Origin of the sequence: Arthrobacter flavus (assembly GCF_039526005.1) — a bacterium.
In the GTDB taxonomy this organism is placed as follows: Bacteria; Actinomycetota; Actinomycetes; order Actinomycetales; family Micrococcaceae; genus Arthrobacter_D; species Arthrobacter_D flavus.
The window spans coordinates 1-23,591 of record NZ_BAAAIJ010000011.1 but is presented as its reverse complement, the minus strand read 5'-3'; the positions used below and the strand labels follow the sequence as shown (position 1 = coordinate 23,591).

The following is a 23,591-nucleotide window of genomic DNA, read 5'->3' as shown; positions in this document are numbered from 1 at the left end:
CCACTATGCGGTTCCCAACCAACAACGGAACCAAAAAATAACACAACACAATACAGGTATAATCTGTTCAAGTTGTAACCACAAAAGTTTTCCCACCCCCGAACACCCGAAACGGTGAACCAGGGGGACGGGTACAAGGGTTACGGCGGTCACAGCGTGGGGGAAACGCCCGGTCCCATTCCGAACCCGGAAGCTAAGACCCACAGCGCCGATGGTACTGCACCCGAGAGAGTGTGGGAGAGTAGGACACCGCCGGACAACCATTCACGAAAGGCCCCACCACCGGTGGGGCCTTTCGCCTTTAACCCCGCCCACCACCACCACAGACCACAGCTACAGACCACAGCTACCCACTCCACCCGGTAAAGTCGCGGGTATGAGTGACCTGTTTTCAGATGCCGCCCCACCGCTGCCGACGCCGGACAGGGCGATGGTCCTTGAGCTCGCGTCGACTGTTCCTGTCCCACCAGAACACGCGTTCGCAGGGTTCACTGAGAACATTCATCTGTGGTGGCCGGCCGAGGCGCTAAGCGTCTGGGGGCCCGAGAGCTTCTTCGACCTCGAGGATAAAGCGTTGGTGGAGACCTCAATCAGTGAAGCCGAAGCGGTGTGGGCTGAAGTCCGCCCGACGGTGGAGCCCCTTCGTCTTGACCTTATCTGGCACCATCAGCCGGGCGGTGGTGAACCTACTGAGCTGACCATCGGGTTCCACGCGGACCCGACCGCCGGCACTGTGGTGTCGTTGGCCCACGAAGGCTGGACCACTGAACCTTCCTCCCAGGAGGAGCGGAAAATCTACGAAGTCTTCTGGCCTTTGGCTTTGGAAAAGTTCAGCCGCTTCATGGGCGGCACACCATGATCCCGGAGCTCATCGCCGGGTTGTCGGGGCTGTTACCCGCTGGAGCGGTGAAAACAGGCGCGTTCGACGTCGAACCGTATGCGAGGGACCAGGGCCCTGTGCTCACTCTTCAGTCTCCGTCGGCGGTCGTTTGGGTGGAGACGGTGGAACAGGTACAGGAGGTGCTCCGGTGGGCGCACACCAACAGGGTGCCAGTAGTCCCCAGAGGAGCGGGCACGGGAGTATCCGGCGGTGCCCACGCCACCACCGGATGCATCGTCCTGAACCTTGAGCGGATGAACCGCATCATCGCCGTCAAGCCGCTCGATGAGATTGCCGTTGTCGAGCCCGGAGTCATCAACGCCGATCTCAACACCGCGGCGGCACGCCATGGGCTGATGTACGCCCCGGATCCGGCCAGCTACCGTATCTCCACCATCGGAGGCAACGTTGCCACCAACGCCGGTGGCCTGCGGTGTGCCAAATACGGGGTCACCCGCGACTCGATACTGGCCCTTGACGTAGTTCTCGCAGACGGGACTCTGATCCATACCGGGGTGCAGACCTTTAAGGGCGTCGCGGGCTACGATCTGACGTCCCTGTTCGTAGGGTCGGAGGGGACCCTTGGGATCGTCGTCGGCGTCACCGTGCGGTTGCGGTACCTGCCCCACAGCGAACAGACCCTTGCTGCTTTCTTCCCCAACGTACAGGCTGCCGCGGCCGGTGTCCTGGCCATAGGGCAGGCCCGTGTTCAACCAGCCATCATGGAGCTGTTGGACGGGATGACGCTGAGTGCATTGGATGGTGCTCACGGATCGAACCTGCGCGGGCGCGGCGGTGCACTGTTGCTGGTTCAGACCGATGGTTTCGGCGCCGAGGCGGAGGCCGCCGTGGTGCGGACAGTCCTAACCTCGCTGGGTGGGACCGTGGATTCACAGGACGTTGGGGAGGCAGCACGGCTGATCGACCTTCGCCGGCACAGCAGAGGTGACGAGGTCGACGACGAATTCCGGGTGGGTGAGGATGTTGCAGTTCCCCGCTCCCAACTAGTGCATTACATCGCCCAGCTGGAACGCGTGGCGGCCGATCACTCGGTACAGCTCAAGGTGGTGGCCCATGCGGGCGACGGGAACCTTCACCCAACCTTCTGGGTTTCTGCCAGGGAGGGCGTTGAGGGGGTGGCCAGGCTCGACCTTGCACTCGATGAGTCGGTGCGGCTGGCCCTGGATCTGGGCGGAACCATCACCGGTGAACACGGGGTGGGCCAGTACAAGCTGCGGTGGCTGCCGTGGGAGCAGGGCGAGCAAGTGCTCGAGCTGCAACGGCAGATCAAGGACGTGTTCGATCCTCACGGCATCCTCAACCCCGGAAAGGCCATCACCGCGAGAGCCTAGCGATGGTGGATAGAATGAATCCAGTATTCGCTGTCAGCGGGCGGCGTCATAACCATGAATGGGGATTCAACGTGTCGGAAAATTACCCGGGAAATCAGCCAGACCAGCAGGGCGGTCAGGGCGACGACCCGAAGAAATATCCGGCTGGCCAGCAGTGGCAGCAGCCCGCGCCGGGCAGCCATCCCACGCCCTATGGGCAGCAGCAGCCTCCGTATGGTCAACAAGGCGCCAACCAGCAGCCGGCTCCGTACGGCCAGCAGGGCTACGGTCAGCAGCAGCCATACGGTCAGCAGAGCTCCGGTCAGAGCCCCTATGGTGGTGGTCCAGGCGGTTACGGACAGCCGACGGAGAACCCGGGCAAGACCCTTGGGATCGTCGGGTTCATCCTGTCCCTCGTCCCGTTGCTGAATGTTGTGGGCCTGATCATCAGCATCGTGGCAATGGTGAAATCCCGCAAGGCACGGATGGGCAACGGCTTCGCCTTGGCCGGCATCATCATTGGTGCGTTGGCGGTCATCGCCACAATCGTGATCATCATCGGGATTGTCGTTGCGTGGCCGTACGCCATGGAGGTCCTCGAGTACTGCGAGCAAGTGGGACCTGGCACGCAGACCTTCCAGGGCCAAACTATTGAGTGCTGAGCTAGTATTCGTTTCATCCGTCCCTCTTAGGGAAAGCCCTAGCTAAGGCGAGTCGCGTGCGCCGCCGCCTAGGATGTCCATGGTCTTGGTGTCAGCCGTCAGCATGATGGCCGCCTCGTCGCGGCGGTGCATGAGGATCGAGTCGAGGTAGGACTGTACTGCCTCGGCCATCGGCACATTGCGGTCCTGCTTTTCCGACATGTACCAGCGGTGCTCCAGCACCTCGTGGACCACCTCTGCCGGTTCAAGCTTGCGGCCCAGCTCCCGGGGAACGGCCCTGACAATCGGCTCGAACACCTGTGTGACCCAGAGATGGGCACTGAGTTCCTCGTCGACATCGGGGTTGTTGTCCGCGCGGTACGCATCCATGTCGTTGAGGAGCCGCCGGGCCTGGTTTTCCTGGGCGTCCAGACCGGTGAGGCGCAACAGCCGGCGGCTGTGGTGTCCGGCGTCGACCACCTTGGGTTGCAGCTTGATCTGGGAGCTATTGGCTTCGGTTTGGATGGCGTATTCCTCGACGTCGAAGCCTAGCTCGTTAAGCCGGCGGATGCGGGCGTTGACCCGCCATCGGTCGTTGAGATCGAAGGATTCCTGATCGGTGAGTTCGGCCCAAAGTCGGCGGTAGCTGTCCATGATGAGCTCGCTGGTGGCCAGGGGATCGATCTCCTCTTCGATCAGCCCGCCCTCGGAGAGGTCCATCAGCTCCCCGGCAATGTTCACGCGGGCGATCTCAAGGTCATACTCTCGTTGCCCGGAAGATAACCCGGGGTACAGCTCACCCGTTTCGGCGTCGACGAGGTAGGCGGCGAAGGCGCCAGCATCACGACGGAACAGGGTGTTGGAGAGGGAAACATCGCCCCAGTAGAACCCGATCAGGTGCAACCGGACCAGGAGTAGCGCCTGGGCATCGATGAGCCGGGTCAGCGTGTCCCGGCGGAGTGTCTGGGAGAACAACGCGCGGTAGGGCATCGAGAACTTGAGATGCCGGGTCACCAGGACAGTATCCAGATCGGTGCCGTCCCGGGCCTTCCGGCCGGTGATCACGGCGACCGGCTCAACGCTCGGCACATCGAGCCGTCGTAGTTTCCGCAACATATGGTACTCATGCCGGGCAACGTGCTCGCTGGTTTCCTTGATTGCAATCACCGAGCCACCCAAGTGAGCGAAGCGCACAATGTGGCGGGAGATACCACGCGGCAGGGCTGCCAGATACTGGGCTGGCCAGTCCTCAAGCCCAATGTGCCACGGCAGGTCCAGCAGCTCGGGGTCGGTGGCGGCAGCGGTGATGTTCAGGGATCCCAACGTGCCCGGATCCGAGCCGCCCCGGGTGCGCGGCAGTTTGCCGGGCTGGTCCCAGTCGGTCGGCTCGTCGTGCCACTCGGCGTCTGGCGAATCGTTCATGTGTTGCCCTTTGTTGTAACTGTTTACTACTTAACGAAATTCGGTGCTTAACGAAGGACGGTGGCCCCTGAATTGAAAGTCAATCCAAAGACCACCGTACTCGGGTCAGTTCCGCTCGGACAGCGGGGCCGGCTTAGACGTGGTCAGCCAGCCGCAGTCCGTCCTTCATGTCGAAGAGGTGCACATGGCCCTTTTCGGGGGTGACGTGAATGGTGTCACCCTTCATTGGTGGGCGCCGTCCGTCGACGCGTGCCACGATGACCTGTTCTTCCCCGTTGAGGGTGGTGTGGCCGTAAACATAGGCGTCTGCGCCGAGTTCCTCGACGACGTCAACCTCAACCTGCAGGCCCTGGCCGTCCGGCGCAATCTGAAGGTCTTCGGGACGGACACCCAGGGTCACGGTGCCGCCGTGTGCTGCATCGAGCACCTCATGGGCAACCGGGTAGGTGATGCCACCGAATTTCACGCCGCCGTCGGTAACGGGAAGTTCCAGCAGGTTCATGGCGGGGGAGCCGATGAAGCCTGCCACAAACACGTTGACGGGACGTTCGTACAGGTTGCGTGGTGTGTCGACCTGCTGGAGGACGCCATCCTTGAGAACAGCGACGCGATCACCCATGGTCATAGCCTCAACCTGGTCGTGCGTCACGTAGACAGTGGTGACGCCCAGGCGGCGGGTCAGCGACGCGATCTGGGTGCGGGTCTGCACGCGCAGCTTGGCGTCGAGGTTGGAGAGGGGCTCATCCATCAGGAACACCTGTGGGTTACGCACGATCGCGCGTCCCATCGCAACACGCTGCCGCTGGCCACCGGAAAGGGCCTTCGGCTTGCGGTCGAGGTACGGCTCAAGGTCGAGCAGCTTCGCGGCGTCCCGAACCCGCTCGGCGCGCTCTTCCTTGGAGACGCCCGCGATCTTCAGCGCGAAGCCCATGTTGTCGGCCACCGACATATGGGGGTAAAGCGCGTAGTTCTGGAACACCATCGCGATGTCGCGGTCCTTGGGTGGAACATCGGTGACGTCGCGGTCACCAATGAGGATGCGGCCCGAGTTCACATCTTCAAGTCCGGCGAGCATCCGCAGCGAGGTGGACTTTCCGCAACCGGAGGGCCCCACGAGGACGAGGAATTCGCCGTCGGCGATCTGAATGTCGAGCTTGTCAACCGCGGGCTTATCTGTGCCGGGGTACAGGCGTGTTGCCTGGTCAAACGTTACCGTTGCCATTTTGCTTTTCCTTTTCACGGGCAGGTACGTGCCCGACGATCCGTTGTGAATGGAGAGTATTCAGTTATCTGTGTAGCTCCGGCCGTACGTCATCGAGACGGCAGGTGGTGTGCGTCACAGATTCTGAGTATGGCAGATAAATCAGGTTTGCGCACTGGCACGGCGTAGCTCGAGGAGACGCTCGAGTACCAGCACCAGTTCCTCGGGCGAATGGATCCGGTGATCGGCACTGGTCTCCCCGTCGCCAATCTTGATACCGAGGTCCTGGGCCTCCAAAGCAGCGAACGCGTGTTCGTCAGTGACGTCGTCGCCCGCGAACAAGACGGCCGTCGCCCCGGTGTACTTTCTGAGTGATCTGATGCCCTGCCCCTTGTCGGCACTGATCACCGAGGTTTCCAGCACGCGTTTGCCGTCGGTGATGTGAGCACCTTCAAGCTGGTCCAGGGCCAGGCGGGCGGCGTCGGTGGCTGCGGCTGCGACGTCGTCGTCGGCGGTGCGGGTATGGAGTACGACGCCAGCCGGCTTGGTTTCCAGCACGGTTCCCGCATGTGCGTCCACCACTTGCTGGACGGCGTCGGTGGCGCGACGCAGGAGGTCAGTCTGCTGGCTGGTGAGGGTGAGGGGTGCTCCGTCGGGGCCGGTCCAGGTTTCGGCGCCGTGGCTCCCGATCAGGAGAGTCTCGGGGTCCGGCGTCGCAACCGCGCGGAGGCTGTCCAGTGCGCGACCGGACACGAGGGCGGTCGTCGTCTCCGGTAGCTGACCCAACGCAGAGAGCGCCGCAGCAGAACCGGGCAACGGCCTGGCGTCCGAAGCATGGGGTACCAACGGCGACATCGTGCCGTCAAAATCGAGGGCGATCAGCAGGTGATCGGCTCCAGCGATGGTTTCCAGCGCGGTCAATAATTCGGCGCTGAGCTGCTCACGCATGGGCTGCCTCCTGGGGGTTGTCGTCATTCCCTTCCTGTAACGCGGTGAGGAAGGTTTTGGACCAGCGCTCGACGTCGTTCTGGAGCACCTGACGGCGCATGATGCGCATTCGACGGGTCGCTTCGGCGGGGCTCATGTTGACCGCGGTGACGATGGCGGCCTTGAGACCATCAATATCGTGTGGGTTGATCAGGACCGCCTGGCGCAGGGTGTCCGCCGCGCCAGCAAACTCGCTGAGCACCAGGGCGCCGCTGTTTCCGGTCCGCGCGGCTACGTACTCCTTGGCCACCAGGTTCATGCCGTCCCGGAGCGCGGTGATCAACATGACGTCTGCGGCCAGATACAGGGCGACCATTTCCTCCACCGGGTAGCTGTGATGCAAGTATCGGATGGCGGTGTTCTTGATGGTGTCATAGGTACCGTTGATCCGTCCGACGGCCCCCTCGATTTCCTCGCGCAGTAATCGGTACTGCTCAACCCGTTCCCGGCTCGGGCTGGCCACCTGGATGAGGGCAGCGTCCTCGACCTTGACGTGGCCGTCAGCCAGGAGTTCCTCGTAGGCCTTGAGCCGGTGGCCAATCCCCTTGGTGTAATCCAGGCGGTCAACACCGAGCAGGATGTGCTTCGGGTTGCCGAGCTCGCGGCGGATCTCTTTGGACCGTTCGATGATGTCTTCGCGGTTCGCCAGGGTGATGATCTGGTCGACGTCGATGGAGATGGGGAATGCCTCGGCCCGGGAGGTGTAAGTGGGGCCGCCCTCCTCGACTTCCACCTGGACCTGTTGCTGCCTGACCGTGTGGCCGACGAAGCGGCGAACGCAGCGCAGGAAGTTGCTCGCATCGCTGGGACGCTGAAAACCGATCAGGTCGGCGCCGAGCAATCCTTCAATCACCTGGCGTCGCCATGGCAACTGGGCAAAGATCTCCAGCGGTGGAAACGGAATGTGGTTGAAGAAGCCGATCTTCAGATCCGGCCGCGCGGCGCGAAGCATCTTGGGGACCAGTTGCATCTGGTAGTCCTGGACCCAGACGGTAGCGCCTTCGGCGGCAACAGCCGCTGTGGCCTGGGCGAAGCGTTCGTTGACCCGTCGGTAGGAATCGTACCAATGCCGGTGGAACTCGGGTGGGGCGATGACGTCGTGGTACAGCGGCCACAGGGTCGCGTTGGAGAAACCCTCGTAGTAGAACTCCACCTCGTCCTCGGTCAGCGGGACCGGGACCAGACGCATATTGTCGTGGTCGAAGGCATCAAGAGATTCGTCGGGTGCGCCGTGCCAGCCCACCCAAGCGCCGTCGGCCTTGGACATGACGGGGGCCAACGCGGTGACGAGCCCACCGGGGGAGCGGCGCCAGGTGCTGCTATCGGTAGTGGAGACCCGGTCGACAGGCAACCGGTTGGAGACCACGATGAACTCGAATTCGCCGTAGGCAGTGGTCTTATCGGACGAGGGTTTAGCTGAAGGCACGCTGACTCCTGCATATAGTAGGCCTACTTAGTACTTTACCGTTTCGGCGGCGAGGCCCGGTCCGTAGTCGTCGGCGGGAATGGATCGCTAAACTTGAGACTACGCGTACCCAACCATGACGAGGACTGATGACCCCCAGCTCGAGCCATAAACCGACTAAATCGCAGCGATCGTCGCAGGCCCGTGAGCAGGCGCGGCTGCTCCGTGAGGCCCAGGAGCGTCAAGAAAAGCGGAGAGGGCTGCTCATTCGTTGGGGTGTGGTCGCGGCTGTGGTGGCGATCCTGGTAGTTGTGGCGTTGATCGTGACCAACACGATCCGCGGCCAGGTACCCGACGCTGGCCCTGCTCCGGCCGGGGGCAACGAGTATGGCGGGATTGTGTTGACCTCAAGCTCGGAGGTCGAATCGTTCGAGGCGGGGACCGTGGATTTGGCGACGCTGCCGTCGGAGCCGCGTCCAGCAGGGGAGCTGCCGCCCGGTGTCGCCGAGTCAACGGAGGGAGAGCCGGTGCAGGTGGTTTCGTATGTCGACGTCAACTGTGTGTTCTGCGCTGAGTTCGAGAGCACTCATGCGGATCAAATCAAGGCATGGCTCGACGCCGGCGAGATCACCATGGAGCATCGCAACGTGGCGTACCTGGACCGCAACTCATCGACTGACTATTCCTCGCGGGGTGCCAGTGCGCTGGCCTGCGTGGCTGAAGAATCCCCTGAGGCGTATTTCGACTTTTCGGCCGGTGTGTTCGCCAACTATGAGAACGGTGAATTGGACGACGACGGTCTGGCAGGTCTGGCGTCGTCGGTGGGTGCCGCTGACATCGCCACCTGCCTATCGGAGGGTACCTTCAGGCCCTGGGTTAACTTCACGACCGAGGCTGCCGAACTGGATGGCATTTCGGGAACTCCCACCATCTATGTCGACGGTGAAGCGGTCCCCGAGGCCATCGACAACTTCGCTGCGTTCACCCAGGAAAAGATCGACGCCAAGGGCTAGTTTTCGCTGACGCGCTGGCTGGGCTAATCTTGTCTTTGCGCATTCGATCGGTTTAGTCACGACGACGGCGCTCGCTGGCTTAGCCAGTTTGCCTCCTTAGCTCAGTTGGCCAGAGCACCTGTCTTGTAAACAGGGGGTCGCCGGTTCGAATCCGGCAGGAGGCTCCAGCAACCCCTTCTGACTAGGCAATACGCCTATCAGGAGGGGTTTTCTATGACAAGCAAACCGTCGAACAGACGTTTATCGGACGTTTTAGCGGCATTGCCACCGGTGAGCTCTTTCCCGGCCGCCGCACACATGGTGCTCATGGAAAAACATAATGAGCAGTCTAAAGCAGTGCCCGTGAAGGTACTCACCCGCGTTGAAGTCGCCCGGATCCTCGGAATCGCTCCGAAAACACTCGCTAATTGGTACTCGTCGGGCATCGGTCCTCCGGTCGTCAAGCTACATGGCCTCGTCAGGTATGACGAGGCCGACTTCATCACCTGGTACCAAACAATGAAGACGGTCGCCTGATGGGCCGCGCACGTCTGCGACGGGGCGAGATCGGTGTCCCGGGCACCAAACAGATCAATAAGGATCGGTGGGACGCCTGGGCGCGTTTCGGAGCTTCGGACGGCAGGACGGTCCGGATTGAGCGGACCGGACGCACCAAGGCGATCGCTATCCGGGCAGTCCAGGAGGCCGCTGCAGCACGGGTGGAGGGGTGGCGGTTAGACGGCGAGGCCGCAGCTGAGAACGCCGTGCCGACAGTTGCGCAGCTCGCTGAGGACTGGTTCAGGAGCATTGAACCTCCCAAAATCGAGGTCAACCAGATCGGTAATGCCGTCGAAGCGAGCTTCGATACGTCTGTGCGGCGACAGACGTTCGATCAGTACCAGAGCACCTACCGGAACCATATAGGGGCCGGGCTCGGACAAATGAAAGTGTCCGATGTCGGAGTCAAAGTCGGCAGCGATTTCCTTTTCGGGCTGATCGATGGGGGCAACGGGCTCACCCGAGCTCGACTTGCGCGAGTCGTCCTCAGTTCTATCCTCCAACTCGCCGTCGACCAAGAAGTGTTGCCCTACAACCCGGTCCGAAATATCAAGCCGCTGCCAAAGAGAAGAGCGAAACCAAAGGCGCTGAATGAACCTTCACTCGACGAGGTGCGGTCGGCTGTGCGGTCATGGCGAAACCAGCCGGGCACTTTTGGGCCACCGAATGACGGAACGCTTGCAGACATCGTCGACGTCATGTTGGCAACCGGCACACGGATTGGAGAAGTTCTAGCCTTGCGCTGGAACGACGTTGATTTGGTGAGCTCAGTTCCCACGGTGTCCATTACCGGCACAATTGTTGAACCCCGTCATGGACCTAAGTATCGGCAGCCGGCGCCGAAGTCCGAGGGAAGCATCCGGAAAATTCCCCTACCCCAGTTCGCTGTCGATGTACTACTTCGGCGGCGAGCTTGTTCGCTGCCAATAAACACGGTAGATGCCGTCTTCTGGTCCCAGAACGGAACTTTCATGCAACCGTCGTCTGTTCGACGGTCTTTGCGGAGTGCATTGAGCGCCGCAGGTGTTAAGTTCGATTTTAAGGTAACCCCGCACACGTTCAGAAAGACCGTAGCTACTTTGCTCGCGCGGGAAGCTGGCAAGGGTGCCGCACGTTCCGTGATAGGCCACTCCAAGGAAGAGACCACCGACAAGTACTACATCGAACCCGTCACCCAGGTTGAAGACCATAGGGATCTAATCGAGGGAGCTTTTGGTCGACGACCGGAAGGAAAACTGAACCGTTCTACATAATTGAAATTCAGAATCTCGGCGCTGGTTAGAAGCCGGACAAGCAACCTCAAGCAACCTCAAGCGACGGAGACGCGGCCCAGGAGACAGCTAGGTCCCATCATATTCACTACGATCGAACTCATGAGCGACGATCAGCGACTCGAAGTCGCGGGATACTGGTGGACTTCACACACTCCGGATAACAGAGTGCCGGGCGTCCTTCGCTATCTCGGAAATGGAAAGCAGGAGTTGACTACCGTTGGTGCGCTGAGACAGGGCTATGAAGGTTACGAAGGATCGGGAGCAGCAACGATTCTCGGGAACTGTCATGGCACGCCGTTCACCCTGCCGCAGGCCTACTTTGGGGGTGAGAGTCGCCATGTCCGAACTCGTGAGGAACTGCTTCAGGTCAGCACGATAGAAACCTGGACCGCATTCACCTTGGTCCGGGGCGTACATCTTCACCCTGATTCGCGTTTCCGTACTGCCACTTTCGGACTAAGCCGGCTCTCGTCGCTTTGGTACGGCTGGGGTTTGGGGCTGTCGTCCGATGAAGATTTATACGAGTCACGAAGCGAAATTGAGCGACCAAATGGAGACCGGGTAAAGCTAGTTCGATTGCGGAGTCAAAGCTCCGGAGTCGATCATCGTTCATATCAGGACCACATTCGCTTCCAGATTGAGGCCGACGACGGTCTGACGCTCGAAGACTTGGATCAGCGGTACATTCAGCCAACGAAAGCATTTGTAGCGAGCGTCACAGATGAACCCTCTGATTCGATACAGGTGCAGCTGGGCGATTTCATGGATTCAGCATTATCGGGTGACAACGAGCACACAACTGCGACCGTAGACCCCTGGGATCAAGGAACCGAAGCCCATGAAGGGGGTCTCCTCCCACTTATCCATGCCACGGATTCATTTTTTGAGTCTGTGCTCTCAAATTGGCTCTCACTTTCAGAGAAGTTGATCAGTCCCATGGTCATTTCGGCGCCTCGCCGAAAGCGGGGGTTTCTGGAAACTGAAACCTTCGCTGCTGCGGGTGCGATGGAACAAGTACAGCGAGAATTCGTCACAGATCTGCCGACGCCGTTCGCAGACTCTGTAAAACGGAAGCTGGCAGAACACGCCACAACCATAGGTTTGAACAAGGAGGAAAGGCGTAGCATCTACAGCGCCGTGAAACTGTCGGAAACTTCACTTCAGCAAAGGTTGGAAAGGCTCGTCACAAGCAAAGGTGAGGCTTTCTTCCACAAGCTCCTTCAAGGGCACATCTCGGAATGGGCTCAAGTAACCGCGAGAGTGCGGAACATACTGGGCCATGGACTTCCCTACCCTGACGGGAGTACATCGGACTACGGTATTTTTCTAGACGTTGAGCATGCAGCAAGGCATGTGGTCATATTCCGGCTTTTGATCGAGTGTGGCTACCCGGAAGAAGCGTTGCTCAGTAGGGCATGCGAGAAGCTGTACTGGAACCACCTACTCGATCGGGCGCACCAGTGGCCGAAGCATGCGCGGTCCATAGGCGGTCGCACGGCGTAGAGCCAGAGCCCAATACGGGGCCGCCGGCGAACTATAACCGGATTTTGGGAGAGGTGTCAGGCATGCCACAGGATGGATTCACTGATCCTAGGAGCAGACCTTCTCACGGCAGCTGTCACGCTTTGGGTCTGCAGAAGTGAAGGTGTTCGTCTGCGATGTAAATCAAGGTAATTCCGGGGAGGCTCCAACCGAAGACCTATCGCGTCGTACTGACCTTCGACGGCACCAGATTCATCGATCGCGGCTGAACCAAGCCCCTCGGAGACGTCCTACCCAAGCTGCAGATGCACCAGATTGCTGGCCCGAGAAACGGTGCGTAGATGACGAAGGTGACCCACAGCACCTTCATCACGACCGAGACCTGGCGTCGGGTAACGATTGAAATGATCGCGAGCATAGTCAACACAATGAACGTAAGGGCGAGAACGAGGAACATTACGTCCCAGGCTCCAGGAACGAGTGGGTTCGTCATTGCAGCTCCTTGATGTGGCAATCGGTCACCTGATCCTAGTCCGGTATGAGAATTCTCCGCCTCCCTTCAAATCGAAGTCCAGGTCGAGGCAATCCTCGTTGATCAACTCCCGCCACGCGGCCGTTACGGGAGCACTTTGGAGCGCCCGGGAAATCGGCATCCGATCCACCGCAACCAGTAGTGCCAAGTCCAGTCCCGTAAGCGCTGCGATGTCGCGGATGGGCACCTGGAAGGTCCGGAACGGGCCCAGCGGGGGAGCATCATCGACAACCCTCCGCCCCACGTCGGGCAGATCCTCGATCAACGGAGTCTGATCGACAACGCACCCGGTCGCCGCGAGCGCGTGGATGCTTACAGAGACATATAGACGTTAGCAGGCTCACCTGGCATCCCCACCGGTGCAAGAAAGTGCCTCCGCGAACTACCGCATATTCCCTGCACTTTTGAGCCCAGCAGCCAATGCGTCCCGTTGCTCTTTTCCTGACTGGGAGCGTTGATCCAGGTTTGGGCCGATTAAGCACAACCGAACTGCATGCCCTCCGTCAGCATCGGAAATAGTCTGCCGTACCTGGTGTGCTGGCCGGAGGCGCTGTTCAGATTCAGACTGGGTTCTGGGCAGTGGACTCTCCGCCGCCGCCGCTGATGCCACGAACAGCATTCCCGACTAAGACCCGACCATCGTTGCTCCAACTCCAGCGTTTAGCCAGCCCAAAGGCACACGGACTTCCACTCCAGCTGCTTGCGCGTCGAGCACGCTCATCGCCTACTCCTTGATTTGGCCGGTTTGCTGCCGGAAATTGACCGGTTCGCTAGTTCCAGGACCCAATGGGGTGTCGGCTTTCCGAGCTTGGAGTCAGTCGTGATGCGAAGACGAGCGGCGAAAATGAGCACCCGCTCATACTCCCGTTCCCGCTTAACGTCGTATTTGCCGACATGCTTACCTGGACTGGTCCGACCGCTGTGAGGTCTATCTATATCCGCGTGGGACGGGTTTGCGGTCATCGCGTAGTTATCCTCAGTGTTTCAATCCGCAAAGGCGTGGATCCGGGCCAGACCAGTGCCCCGTTGCCGTCGTTGGCCAGCTCGTTTGCCAGAACATCAACTCGTGTGACCGAACCGTCCTCATGACGGAGTTCATGGATTCGTCGTTGATGCCAATGACCAGCGAACAGATGCGGAGGCTGCAATCTATGCACCACCTTGTCGAGAAGAATCCTGGTCTTCGTTGCCTCGGCAATGACGTCGGCCGGAAGGTTCAAATCACTCGTCATGGGGACGGAGGCCGGCACGTCGTGGGTGATCAAGATGTCCACCGGTCCGCCCGCCACCAGCTGGTCGGCTTCCTGTTGCGTTGGTTCCTCATTGGCCCACCAATCCTTTCCCTCGATCCTGTACTTCTGATCGATGCTGTAGGCGCCGCCGAGACCTCCGACGGTGAGGCCCTCAACAACGGTCCGGCCGCCCCGGGGGAGGATCTGTATATTGGAGCGGAAGGTGGCCAGACCATCAGCCTGAATTTCTAGGGTGGAGACCGTATCGTGATTGTCGTGGTTGCCGACCGACAAGATAAGAGTCATTTCGCGTTCGATCAGAACCAAATTCAGTTTCTTTTCGAACCTTCCGCGGTTCCGTCCCGGGAAATCCAAGCCGAGGTCACCGACATGGATCAGCGTCTTGACGCCAGCATTCTCTGCCGCGTCGATGCTGCCGAGCGCCCAGCCTAGATGCCCATGCCAGTCCCCGTAGATGGCGATTGGACGCGGATCCGTTGTCATTTTCCCAGCGTAGTTCCGGGGAGTGACAATTAGCCGAGCTCTTAAGGATTTAGTCCGCCTCGGGTAGGTAAAATAAAGGCCACACCGCGAAGGGATTCATATGAGACCATCCTCAGATAGCATTGAAGGCGAAAGTCGATCAGAAGCCATAGGAATCACCGCGGTGGTCCGTGAACTCAGCGAAATGCTGACGGCGCGAATTGTTGCTGGACTCGCAGGCGTCCGCGATCCTCTGCAGGTATGTGAGTGGGCAGAAGGGTCAGCTATTCCCCCATCGGAATCCCAGTCGCGGCTGCGCTTCGCCTACGAGGTGCTCAGCGAGATACAAATGGCGCGGCGCACGAACATAGCGCAGGCATGGGCGCTCACCGTCAACCCGCGGCTGTCCTACTTATCACCGGTTAAAGCGATCCGTGAAGGCCGCTTTACCGAGACGAAGGCAGCAGCAAAGGCGCTGCTTGAAGATGCCTACGATGGCTGACCGGGGTGCGTCGGAGGCATCGAAGTGCATCGCCGAACCGCCCAATGGTTTGGCAGAGCTCATGAGGTGTTGGCCACGGAGATTGCTGTAGCGTCCATGCACAAGAGGTCGACAAATTGCTGGTACTGCCCAGGACCGAGCAGGCAAACCAAATCATTGCGCCGGCGGTTTACGACTCGATGAGATCCCCCATCGCTATTCGCGGTACCGCCTAACTACCGAGCCGTAGCCGTCGTGGGAGCCGGGCGTCACCGGCAACACCGACACCTGCCCCGAGCGGGCGGCCTTTGACCTTGTCTGGTTTCGCGGGCGCCGGGTGTGGAACCTCTTCACCGGCACGGGACATGGGGGTCCCGATCAGGTGGGTGTGATCACCGGTCCGCATCCAATGCGGGGTGGCCAGGATGGCGGGTGCGTTGTCGATGACGGCGGTAGCGTCGAAGGTTTCCCACGGGGTGAAGGCGTAGTCCCCGAACAGCTGACGCGGTGCCCAGCGTTGCGCACCCTTGCCGGGAGCTGTTGCGAAGTCTGCTTCCAGGGAGAAGAATGCTTCACCGAGTTCGTGGCGGGCGGGGAACCATTCATCCCAGGATGCGACTCCCATCCGGGCGGCCGGTGAGTCGGCGCCGGTGCCGGGGAAGTCTTTGAGGACCTTCGCGATCCGCCGGTAGATTTCCGGGCGCGGGTCTTCACCGGAGCGGAGCCGCGCGGGGTGGGGTGCGGCGACGAACACAATGACCAGGCCCGAGGTTTCCAGCGGTCGGTCGGCCAGAACTTGAGCCCAGCGCCGGACCTTGGATTCGAACGACGTGGACGCGGTGGCGGTCAGCTCGTAGGCGATCCTCAAACCATCAGCACGGACGATGACGCCGTCGGCCCTGCGTTGGTCGGGCTTCTTCACTGTCTTGCCGAGGCCGGTGCCGGCGAGCAGATCAACGGTCGCGAACTTCTCACCCAGAACTGCGCCAACGGGAAGGTACTCGGCAGCGCGGAGCGCGAGCTCCGTGGCGAGCAGGTTGTGCCGGTCGTACTGGCCGCCGTGCGACCAGGGGTAGCCGCCGGTCACGGAAACCCATTCGGGCCAGGTCAGTTTCGGTTTGATGTGGGCGTCGAATGCGTCGGAGTTCCCGGGCCGGTACAGGACGTTGCGCCCCCAGCCGACGTCGCGGTGCATGGTGACGGGGAACTTGCCGATGTCGACGAGGTCGAGCGAGAAGGATGCAGCGACGTTCGCGCTGTGTGGGTTCAGGAAGTTCATGGCGCCGGTCAGGGCGGCCATCTGTTCAGCGGACACGGTCCGCCACGAGTCCAGGCAGGACCAGCCGGCGAGCCGGGCGGCCCGGCCCTGGTTGATGTTCAACAGCCGCAGTGCTTCTGGTGTGTCCACCATCAGGCGTTTGTTCGTCCGGGACCGGTTGACCTGGACCCGGTTGCGTTCCATGGATCCGGAAACCCAGTTGGCGGTCGACCCCGGCGCCCAGAGCATGTCCCAGTAGGGGTCGGCGCGGTTGTGGGTGGCGACCTCATCGAGGGTGCACGCCGAAGGCATCAGTGACGCGTGGACCGAGTCGACGGCAGTCTTGCGCCTGGGGGTGGCGTTCATGCCGCGTACCCCTGGGCTTCTGGGTAGGAGCTCATGTCGGCCTCGTGGTTGGGCAGCTTCACGATGAACGCGGACTGCCGGCGCTGGCCAACATGGGAGCGCACAAGCACATGGTACGGCTCGAGGTGCTGGACGTCGTCCTGGGTCCATTCAGCGACGGAGCCCATGTTCGCGGCGACTTCGACGGACGTGGACACATCCGACTGGGCGAACGAGATCAGGGTCCCGTAGGTGAGGAGGTTATTGCGCAGCGCGGGCGGGAGCTGCTCGGGACGCTGGGTGGCCAGGAACGGGCGGCAGCCGAAGGACCGGCCCTGGTCGCGGAGCCAGGAGATGATCTCCGGGGAGTTACCGGCCAACAGGGAAAGCTCGTCAGCGAACAGGGAGACCGACCGGCCGTGGGACTGCCAGCCGGAGCAGATCCGTTTGATGGCGTGCTGCATCGAGTACATGAGCATTGAGGAGATGGCCTGGTTCACGTTGTCGTCCAGGACGACGCCGGACGCGGATGTTCCCGTGTTGATGACGACCGATCGGTGGCCTTCGAGGATTTGCTCCCAGGTGACCTTCTTGCGTGAAGGGGTCCACCATTCTTCGAGGCCGAGGAGCTGCTCGATCTTCGAGTACGGTGCCTCAGTAAAGGTGCGGCGGGCCGATTCGGATTTGCCGTCGTAGAGGAAGGAGATGGCCGCGGTGGCCTGTTCCAGCTCAGCCGATGGGGTTCCTCGTTCGCGAAGCTGGACGGCGCGGCCGCGGATCCCGGAGGCCAGGTCAACACCGACCTTGTCGGACATGCCACCGAGGAGCAGGTAGGCGTAGTACATCGGGGAACGGCCCAGCGGGATTGTCATCGGGTCACGGTCGTCCATGCTTTCGAGGAGCTCATCGTCCACGGCGAGGGCAGCGGTGAGGACACCCTTCAACGTCGTGACGGAGCGGGCGCCGATGGACACGGAACCGAAGACGTAGACCATCGCGTTCGTGAAGAAGGATGCTTTTGCTGCGTTGTCCCCGGGGACAGCGAAGATGTCGATGGCCGGGGTGGCGGCGTCGGCGACGTCGATGACCAGGGCCCTGTCGCCAACCGAGTGGGCCCAGGCCAAGTATTTCTCCACACCGTCACCCTTGGACTCAAACGCGACCAGGGTGTTGCGGTTGCCCGGGTAGCCGGGGCGGCCGGACGGGCGGGCCCGTTCCAGGCAGTGCCAGCCGAACAGGGACCGGATCAGCAGTGACTTACCCGAGTTGGGGACACCGAGCACGGCGGTGCCGGCGAACGCGTCCTGGGCTGAAAGGTAGGCGGGGGATCCGGCTTCGTAGCCGAGCAGTGGGCCGATCGGCTGTCCCATCGCTGGCGGCACGGACCGGGACCGGGTGACCTTCTCACCGGAGAGAGCACCGGCGTGCGGGGAGACCATACCGACGACGACGGTTGGTCCGACCAGGAAGGTGTGTGGGTGCAACGGGTAGTCGCCGTCGGAGGCGGGAATGGTCTTCTCGTAGGGGACCTTGTTCTCACCGACCTGGCGGGTGCCGCGGACCGTCTTTTCTTTCCGTGGTGGTGCCGGGCGGCCCTTGCGCGCAGGCGGGACGGGGAACTCAGCGCGGTCGAGACGTTTGCGCAGGTCAGCGTCAGGGGAACCGATCTTGCCGCTGAGTCCGATGATCCCGATGACGGCGGCGACCACTGATGCGGTGAGGAGCCCGGCGGTGAACTCGGAAACCATTTCTTTGATCTCACCCGGCAGGTACGGGATGCCGAAGATGGTCGCCGCGGCCAGGAGCAATCCGATCGGCAGCAGCACCGAGGCGCGGTGGCGGGCGCGGCGGAAGCTGATGTCCGAGTCCAGGTCGAACCCTGGCATCCCGGCGGTCACCTGGTGCAGTAGCGCGCGGACTTCGTCCTTGGTGGATCCGCCGGCCGTGATGGTCATGGCGACAGCTGTCGGGTGAACGGAGTGGTGTGTTGGGACGGCGGTGCCGAGCCGGTTGGCCAGCCACGCGGTGTAGCGGGTGCGTTCCTTGTTGGCGGGTTTGCGCATCGTGACAGCAACCCAGCTTCCGGCAGGCATCGCGTTCGCCAGCAGGCGGGGGAGCTCGGTCGGGTCGATGCCGGATTGGGTTTCGCGCAGCGCGGGGGAGCGGCGGTAGGTGAGTTCGCCGATAGCCGGGGAGTTGCCCAGGTCATCGGGCAGTTCGGCTTCTTCAGCGCGGGCGCCGACCGTGTGGGCCAGGTGCAGTGGGGCGTTGGAGCCGAGGGATTTCTCGGGCAGGATCAGGTAGCCGTTGAGGCCGGTGTCCTCGCGCCGGGTCAGGAGGGTGGCTGAGCCGTTCTCAGTGGCCGCGGAGGAGAAGACTCCGGACTTCTGGGTGAAGGTCATGGGGTTGGTTTCGATGCCGCCGGCGCGTGCCAGCCGGTAAATTGCCTGTTGCATGCCCGAAGCCATGCGTAGATTCCTGGTAGTGCCCCTGTGGAACCCGGGACCCCGGATTCGGGGCGATCTGGTTTCGTCGAATTCCGATACACGCGGCCCGAATCGCGGGAAGCCAGGCTCGGGCGCCCATGGGGAGCTTCCACCTCGAACAATTGCTCATTTTCGGGCGCCCAAGGGCAGGTGTAACTGCGCAGCAGTGCGGGTTGTGGAGGATATAGGACGGAAGTTTTTGGTGTCACCAGTCTTGTGTGCGGCAGCCTTCGGAGAATGTCAGGTTTTTGTGGACCAAGTTGGTGGATGTCTTCGACGGTTTTCATTGTCCTGCGGACGGCAGTAAGCCCCCGGCCAGGAGGGTCGGTTGGAATCAGCTTATGCGCTGTCTGGATGGCAGTTACTGCGATGAAAGAGGGGTCTGATGAAAGATTCTTCGGGAGGTTGTGATGGGGAGTGAGCGTGCATCTCCAGGTGTCTTTGCCTCCGGCGGATTTCACGGTCCTGCGGACAGCAGATGTGTGCGTGGCAAGAGAGTTTCCTCAGCGAACTTTCTGTGTGGCCGGAGGGGTTCCTGGATGAAACCGCGACGCTAAGCCGTTCCGGCAGCCGCATCGCTTGACTGGTGTGTCCGGGATCAACATGCAGTGAAGCAGCCTGCTCCCGCAGGGGAACGCGAGGAGTTCATGCTGTCAGCTTTTCAGAGTGCCATGACGGAAATCACTGCGTGGCCGGGATGGTCGCACCGCGTCAGACGCCGAAAGCATGTGGGAGGCAAGTCTTGCTCCGGCCCAGCAGTTATTCAGTGGCAGAGCCCGCTGCGCGAGCAGGATCGTCCCGGACAAGTCAGGTGCTGAGGTGAAGGTCATTGCTGTGGAGAGGCAACCCGCTGCGCGAGCAGGAGTAACGGAGCTGGTTGGATGCCGAAGGCGAAGGTTGTTCCACGGGAAGGGAGGACATGGAGGAGGAACCACCATGGGAAACGGACCGAGGTGCGCCAAGAGGATCAGAGCGTGAAGCGCATCGGCGGCGCAGCCGCAATGAGTCCCACACAGTTCCACATAGTGACCATCATGATGATCACTATCCGGCGGGCCGCAGGCCATTGCATTGGACTGGTCATGGCGAAGAGAAGAGTGGCTCATGTCGGAGGGGAGGCCCGTCGGAGACGGAAGTGAATCTGTGAAGGATCAGAAGAAGAGCTGAGAACGGAGAGAGTCCCGCACTGGTCGCCTGACTGGGCAACGGTGCGGAGGAGCAGATGGTTGTCGGCGGCGCAGCGTCTGCGCACAGTGAGCGAGATGGGTGTCGTGAGGTTGTGGTGGGGGAGCGCAGCGAGGCCGCCTGGCTGGGTTAAGTGTGAGCCGGTGTCAGGTGTGGCTGGCTGGAGTGGGCAAGTCAGGTCCGGTGTGGTTGCGTGTGTCGGTGGCAGAGAGTGAGCGAGATGGTGGCGCTCAGGTGGGTTGCCTGGTGAGCGTGACGGGTGACGGTGTGGAAACGGAACGGGAGCAGTGTGGTTGTGGTGGCAGAAGGATCAGAGAGCCAGGAAGTTGCGTAGGTTGTGGAGGTTATCGGAACGGTGGGCGAAGGCGCGCAGCGCCAGAGCAGGGAACCAAGAAGAGAACGAGAAGGGAACGTAAGAGGAATCGAGAAGCTGGTTTGTCGGAGAAACACAAAGAGGATCACGAAGCAGGGAAACGATCAGGGGAGCGATGAGGAAACGAGAAGGTAAGCATTCTGACGAGGCCCGCCAGGGCCGAGTCTCTTAATATGCCAACCTCAGCAGGTCCACTGGATCGCAACACCATTTCGGATCGCTCGGGGCTGGTTTGGTTTGACTGGCAGCTGGTTCAAAACGGCTTCACATTCAGCGACCGGTGGTGCGGCTATCGCCGGACCGAAACGCACCGGGGGCCGGCGCAAAGCAACGGGCGTGCTTGGTGGTTGGCTGGTCAAGGTTCGGAGATGGTGGCGGTGACGAGCTCGCCGCCGCTGACCTTCTGGGTTGCCGAGCAATCGAAACCGATCCACTCGCGGGTATCCCCGGGCAATCCTGGATTACGGAACCGCCCTGACCCGGACCAGTTCTCGTCGAGGTCGTAGATTCTGACCCGGTGGGATACTTCGGCCTCGGGGATCTCGACTTAAAGGGCGCTGTGGCAGGCGTCAATGACTCTTTGGCGTTCGGCCATTTCGGCACCCTCGACGGCGTTGGCGATGACGGAGAAGATGGTGAGCCCGGCGGTGATCAGGATGACGGCCAGGAGCGGGAAACCCGCAGCCGGATTTCCTAGATGACACGGCATGCTTCGCGCGCTCGGTTTCAGCTGCAGCTGTCGACTCCGATTCCGGTGCGGGTCCATGGATCGAACGGCGCCCGCTCACAGTTGTCGGCTTCCGCGCGCGCGGATCATCATGATCTCAAGGTACGCGCCCAGTGACATCGGCTATCGCCGCTAGGCCCAAACCCGCTCGGTTTCTGCGGCCCACGCTGCGGCATCGTTCCGGGCCAGTCGGAGGACTGGTTCAACGTCACCGCCATCGCGAAGCCACTGGGTCACCGTCTTGCCGTCCAGTTCTTCATCGACAGCGGACTGTAGCCACAGCGCCCACGTCCATGGGTCGTCGATACCGGCCGCGAGCACCTTGAGAACCTCGGGCAGGCGGGCAAGTAACCTGCCGTCGTTCTGGAACTGCCAAACGGGGTAGATGAATCTTCCATCGGCAGTGCGGCACCCAAGGATCGTCCGTGCTCCCCGGCGCTTGTGGATCGCCTGGCGACTGACACCCAGCCAGTTGAGCACCCCTTCGGCGTCATAAAAAGGCCCGACCTTCTGCGCAAGCCTGTTTTCGCTCTGCTCGCGCGAGACTTGAGTAGCCATCCGCCTGGCAATTTCTTCTACTGGCACGGTCCCGCTGATGGCGATTCCATGTATCTGTGCTCGGGCGGCCTGAAGGATTTGGTCTGCCCTACTCGGCTGGATGTCGGCCGGGTCCGTCATCGCTTCCACTCCTAGTCAACTCGTCAATTAAGCTTATCGAAGGCGCTGACAACTCGTCAGCCACAAAGAAGGCCGATCCTCAGGCGGGGCGGACCTGCGGTGCCTACGCATGGGATTGGACGACTGAAGGAGTCTCTATGACCCGCCGATTATGGGGCACAGCCAGACGCGCCGATCAAGAACGGGATGTTTGGAGGCGGACATGGTTCGAGTGAAGCATGAAGCGGATTCGATACGAACGACAGCAGCGGGTCTAAATGGGACGCTCGGACCGCTGCTCACCGGCGCCCTTGCGGGAAATCCGACCCCTCGGATTAGCTTGGAGTGGGTGGAGAAGGATGGACCTCTCCCGAACGATTATGAAGCCGCTCGGATGATTTTGGCACACAAGGTGTTCTGCCTGATCAGTCGCGCTGAAGGCCCTGATCTTGCAAGGTTGTGGTTCATCGGCGGAAATCCCTGGTTGGGCGACGAGACGCCCGTGACGGCAATCCGCGAAGGTCGCTTCGACCAGGTGTCCGGGGCGGCGACCGCGTTGATAGACGGCACCTTCTCAAGTTAGTGAGTAGGTCCGCGAATAGGGTTCAACGCCCGACCTACTCGGAGAACGCTGGGACAAGGCAGCTGGCTGGCCAGGTGCGTCGAGTCCCTGATCGGAGGTTGCTCTTGTACGACCGGGACTCAAGCATCAGGGTGTAGCGTCAGCCGGTGTTGGCGGTCCGTTCGATGGAGAGCACGGGAGTGGTGCTGCGGACAGTTACGGTCTGGCCGTCCTCGACGACGTCTAAAATGAGTACTCCGCGCTCTCCGACGACTAGTCGTTCAATTCGAATGATGGGAATTCGACTCTCATCACGCCGGAGGTCGCATACAGGTATTGATGCGAAATCGGTTGTGGGCGGCCGAACGTTGGGAAACCTCTGAAGGAAGCCCCGGGTGCAGTCCACCACGTACACAGTCCCGCTCTCAGTGGTGATGGTGAAGCTTCCAGGTTCGTCACCCGATAGCTCGTAGAGTAGGTCAAGATCGTTCATCTGGCCGAAACTCGCTTTCTGTCAAGATGTTGATGCAACTTATGGCTGCCGCTCGATCAATGCTGCTCAGCAACGTTCCCGAGGCGAGGGCTCGTAGTGATGCGAGCCCGATCCGACGAACGCGAGGTTCTGTGCTGAGGGCTCGGTCCATCGCCGCCCGGGTAAGATCCCAGGAGAGCCTGCCGGGTAAAGGACCGCGCGACGGGCACAAAGGTCGCTTCCTAAAGGGATTCATCGCCCGACCTCGGAAACGGGGGCTGCAGAAGGACAGGGTGGGGGTCAACCGGTGCAAGCCCATCGCGGCAGTCCGCGGGGTCATGACATCTCCGGTTTGTGCAAGTCGATTGCTCGTTCTGCTGCGGACTAAGAGTGGCATTCACGGCTGACTCCCTAAGGTGATTAGATGCAGTTTGATAGACCAGACGTTAGCCTCCGTTGGTGACATTCCTGATGATGAATCACGCGGCCCCTCATGTTCGAGGCGATTGTGGCCACTGAGGTTCACCAGGTTGCAGTGGCGTAAGGGACTGCTGAAGGTTTGGTTGACTCCTGACCTGTGAGGATTAACCTCGCGGGTGGAAGGATGTTCATCATGCCTAAAGCC

20 protein-coding genes, 1 tRNA gene and 1 rRNA gene are annotated in these 23,591 nt (G+C 61.2%); 11 read left to right on the top strand and 11 right to left on the bottom strand.

Annotation, left to right across the window (positions count from 1 at the left end; translation table 11 throughout):
• Window positions 1-141 precede the first annotated feature (141 nt).
• The 4 genes from rrf to ABD059_RS04845 all read left to right on the top strand — a co-directional run bounded on the left by rrf (window position 142) and on the right by ABD059_RS04845 (window position 2,873).
• Window positions 142-258: ribosomal RNA gene (rrf, locus tag ABD059_RS04860) — 5S ribosomal RNA — on the top strand.
• Between the two features lie 118 nt (window positions 259-376).
• Complete coding sequence (locus tag ABD059_RS04855) at window positions 377-859, top strand: SRPBCC family protein (protein WP_343878192.1); 483 nt, start codon at window positions 377-379, stop codon at window positions 857-859.
• Window positions 856-2,232, top strand: a complete 1,377-nt coding sequence (locus ABD059_RS04850) for an FAD-binding oxidoreductase (protein WP_343878190.1) — start codon at window positions 856-858, stop codon at window positions 2,230-2,232. Before ABD059_RS04855 ends, ABD059_RS04850 begins: the two co-directional genes overlap by 4 nt.
• Before the next feature lie 14 nt (window positions 2,233-2,246).
• Window positions 2,247-2,873: a DUF4190 domain-containing protein gene (locus ABD059_RS04845; protein ID WP_343878189.1), complete on the top strand. Its 627-nt coding sequence runs from the start codon at window positions 2,247-2,249 to the stop codon at window positions 2,871-2,873.
• A gap of 42 nt (window positions 2,874-2,915) precedes the next feature.
• Here ABD059_RS04845 and ABD059_RS04840 read toward each other — a convergent pair whose 3' ends face one another.
• The 4 genes from ABD059_RS04840 to ABD059_RS04825 form a co-directional block, all read right to left on the bottom strand.
• Window positions 2,916-4,274, bottom strand: coding sequence for a DUF4032 domain-containing protein (locus ABD059_RS04840; protein WP_343878188.1), 1,359 nt, complete (start codon window positions 4,272-4,274; stop codon window positions 2,916-2,918).
• 133 nt (window positions 4,275-4,407) lie between these two features.
• Window positions 4,408-5,496: an ABC transporter ATP-binding protein gene (locus tag ABD059_RS04835; RefSeq protein ID WP_343878187.1), complete on the bottom strand. Its 1,089-nt coding sequence runs from the start codon at window positions 5,494-5,496 to the stop codon at window positions 4,408-4,410.
• A 141-nt stretch (window positions 5,497-5,637) separates the two neighbouring features.
• Window positions 5,638-6,423: a trehalose-phosphatase gene (otsB, locus tag ABD059_RS04830; RefSeq protein ID WP_343878186.1), complete on the bottom strand. Its 786-nt coding sequence runs from the start codon at window positions 6,421-6,423 to the stop codon at window positions 5,638-5,640.
• Window positions 6,416-7,888 (bottom strand): alpha,alpha-trehalose-phosphate synthase (UDP-forming), encoded by a 1,473-nt coding sequence (locus tag ABD059_RS04825; RefSeq protein WP_343878185.1) that lies wholly within the window; start codon window positions 7,886-7,888, stop codon window positions 6,416-6,418. Before ABD059_RS04825 ends, otsB begins: the two co-directional genes overlap by 8 nt.
• 128 nt (window positions 7,889-8,016) lie before the next feature.
• Between ABD059_RS04825 and ABD059_RS04820 the strand changes: the two genes are divergently transcribed.
• The 5 genes from ABD059_RS04820 (at window position 8,017) to ABD059_RS04800 (ending at window position 12,194) form a co-directional block, all read left to right on the top strand.
• A complete protein-coding gene (locus tag ABD059_RS04820) occupies window positions 8,017-8,880 on the top strand; it encodes a DsbA family protein (RefSeq protein ID WP_343878184.1) in 864 nt (287 codons plus the stop codon).
• A gap of 90 nt (window positions 8,881-8,970) precedes the next feature.
• Window positions 8,971-9,047: transfer RNA gene (locus ABD059_RS04815), tRNA-Thr, on the top strand.
• Window positions 9,048-9,093: 46 nt separating this feature from the next.
• Window positions 9,094-9,396: a helix-turn-helix transcriptional regulator gene (locus tag ABD059_RS04810; RefSeq protein ID WP_343878183.1), complete on the top strand. Its 303-nt coding sequence runs from the start codon at window positions 9,094-9,096 to the stop codon at window positions 9,394-9,396.
• Window positions 9,396-10,670 (top strand): tyrosine-type recombinase/integrase, encoded by a 1,275-nt coding sequence (locus ABD059_RS04805; RefSeq protein WP_343878181.1) that lies wholly within the window; start codon window positions 9,396-9,398, stop codon window positions 10,668-10,670. Before ABD059_RS04810 ends, ABD059_RS04805 begins: the two co-directional genes overlap by 1 nt.
• Window positions 10,671-10,790: 120 nt before the next feature.
• Window positions 10,791-12,194 carry an ApeA N-terminal domain 1-containing protein gene (locus ABD059_RS04800; protein WP_343878180.1) on the top strand — a complete coding sequence of 468 codons (1,404 nt, stop codon included), beginning with the start codon at window positions 10,791-10,793 and terminating at the stop codon, window positions 12,192-12,194.
• A gap of 196 nt (window positions 12,195-12,390) precedes the next feature.
• Here ABD059_RS04800 and ABD059_RS04795 read toward each other — a convergent pair whose 3' ends face one another.
• Both ABD059_RS04795 and ABD059_RS04790 read right to left on the bottom strand, forming a co-directional pair.
• Entirely contained in the window at window positions 12,391-12,666 is a 276-nt protein-coding gene (locus tag ABD059_RS04795; RefSeq protein ID WP_343878179.1) for a PLDc N-terminal domain-containing protein, read from the bottom strand.
• 998 nt (window positions 12,667-13,664) lie between these two features.
• Window positions 13,665-14,441 (bottom strand): metallophosphoesterase family protein, encoded by a 777-nt coding sequence (locus ABD059_RS04790; RefSeq protein ID WP_343878177.1) that lies wholly within the window; start codon window positions 14,439-14,441, stop codon window positions 13,665-13,667.
• A gap of 163 nt (window positions 14,442-14,604) precedes the next feature.
• Between ABD059_RS04790 and ABD059_RS04785 the strand changes: the two genes are divergently transcribed.
• A complete protein-coding gene (locus ABD059_RS04785; RefSeq protein WP_343878176.1) occupies window positions 14,605-14,922 on the top strand; it encodes a hypothetical protein in 318 nt (105 codons plus the stop codon).
• 211 nt (window positions 14,923-15,133) lie between these two features.
• On the opposite strand, the gene ABD059_RS04780 is transcribed toward ABD059_RS04785, so the two are convergent.
• The 4 genes from ABD059_RS04780 to ABD059_RS04765 all read right to left on the bottom strand — a co-directional run bounded on the left by ABD059_RS04780 (window position 15,134) and on the right by ABD059_RS04765 (window position 21,833).
• The gene (locus tag ABD059_RS04780) at window positions 15,134-16,525 is read right to left on the bottom strand and encodes a hypothetical protein (protein WP_343878174.1); all 1,392 of its coding nucleotides are present in this window, start codon (window positions 16,523-16,525) and stop codon (window positions 15,134-15,136) included.
• Window positions 16,522-18,972, bottom strand: coding sequence for a type IV secretory system conjugative DNA transfer family protein (locus ABD059_RS04775; protein ID WP_343878173.1), 2,451 nt, complete (start codon window positions 18,970-18,972; stop codon window positions 16,522-16,524). Before ABD059_RS04775 ends, ABD059_RS04780 begins: the two co-directional genes overlap by 4 nt.
• A gap of 2,123 nt (window positions 18,973-21,095) precedes the next feature.
• Complete coding sequence (locus ABD059_RS04770) at window positions 21,096-21,257, bottom strand: hypothetical protein (RefSeq protein WP_209729327.1); 162 nt, start codon at window positions 21,255-21,257, stop codon at window positions 21,096-21,098.
• Window positions 21,258-21,407: 150 nt separating this feature from the next.
• Window positions 21,408-21,833: a hypothetical protein gene (locus tag ABD059_RS04765; protein ID WP_343878172.1), complete on the bottom strand. Its 426-nt coding sequence runs from the start codon at window positions 21,831-21,833 to the stop codon at window positions 21,408-21,410.
• 448 nt (window positions 21,834-22,281) lie between these two features.
• On the opposite strand from ABD059_RS04765, the gene ABD059_RS04760 reads away from it, so the two are divergent.
• Window positions 22,282-22,515 carry a hypothetical protein gene (locus ABD059_RS04760; RefSeq protein WP_343878171.1) on the top strand — a complete coding sequence of 78 codons (234 nt, stop codon included), beginning with the start codon at window positions 22,282-22,284 and terminating at the stop codon, window positions 22,513-22,515.
• 139 nt (window positions 22,516-22,654) lie between these two features.
• Here the strand turns inward: ABD059_RS04760 and ABD059_RS04755 are convergent, their stop codons facing one another.
• The gene (locus ABD059_RS04755) at window positions 22,655-22,987 is read right to left on the bottom strand and encodes a hypothetical protein (RefSeq protein ID WP_343878169.1); all 333 of its coding nucleotides are present in this window, start codon (window positions 22,985-22,987) and stop codon (window positions 22,655-22,657) included.
• Window positions 22,988-23,591 lie beyond the last annotated feature (604 nt).